This is a genomic window from Streptomyces sp. XY431 (genome assembly GCF_001279805.1).
In the GTDB taxonomy this organism is placed as follows: domain Bacteria; phylum Actinomycetota; class Actinomycetes; order Streptomycetales; family Streptomycetaceae; genus Kitasatospora; species Kitasatospora purpeofusca.
Map to the genome: position 1 here is coordinate 1 of NZ_LGDO01000308.1, position 614 is coordinate 614.

General features: G+C 72.1%; 1 protein-coding gene. It reads left to right on the plus strand.

Going from position 1 to position 614, the window contains the following annotated elements; translation table 11 throughout:
* On the plus strand, window positions 1–614 hold a 614-nt coding region (locus ADK60_RS24515; protein WP_159400555.1), incomplete at both ends, for an AMP-binding protein.

Consider the following 614-nt stretch of genomic DNA (forward strand, 5'->3'; position numbering starts at 1 on the left):
GACACCGACCGCACCCACCCCCTCCAACCCACCCACCCCGCCTACGTCATCTACACCTCCGGCTCCACCGGCACCCCCAAGGGCGTCGTCGTCAGCCACGCCGGTGTGCCCAGCCTGATCAGGGCCCAGATCGAGCAGCTGGGTGTCGGTCCCGGCAGCAAGGTCCTGCAGTTCGCGTCGTTCAGCTTCGACGCTTCGGTGTGGGAGGTGCTGACCGCGCTCCTCACCGGAGCCGCACTCGTGGTCCCGGGGGCCGGGCCGGTGCGCGACGTGGAGCGGCTGACCGCTGCGATCGGGGAACTCGGCATCACCCACGCGGCCCTGACCCCGGCGGTGCTGGAGACCCTCGACCCCGCCCGGGTCCGGCCCGATCTCACCCTCGTCGTCGCGGGGGACGCGACCTCTGCCGAGACCTCCGAGCGGTGGTCGGGCCTCTGCCGCATGATCAACTCCTACGGCCCGGCGGAATCCACCGTGTGCGCGACGCTGAGCGCGCCTCTGTCGGGGCCGGGGCTCCCCTCGATCGGCGGGCCGATCGCCAACACCCGGCTGTTCGTACTGGACGACGGTCTGGAACCGGTACCGGCGGGGGCGGTCGGCGAGCTGTACATCGC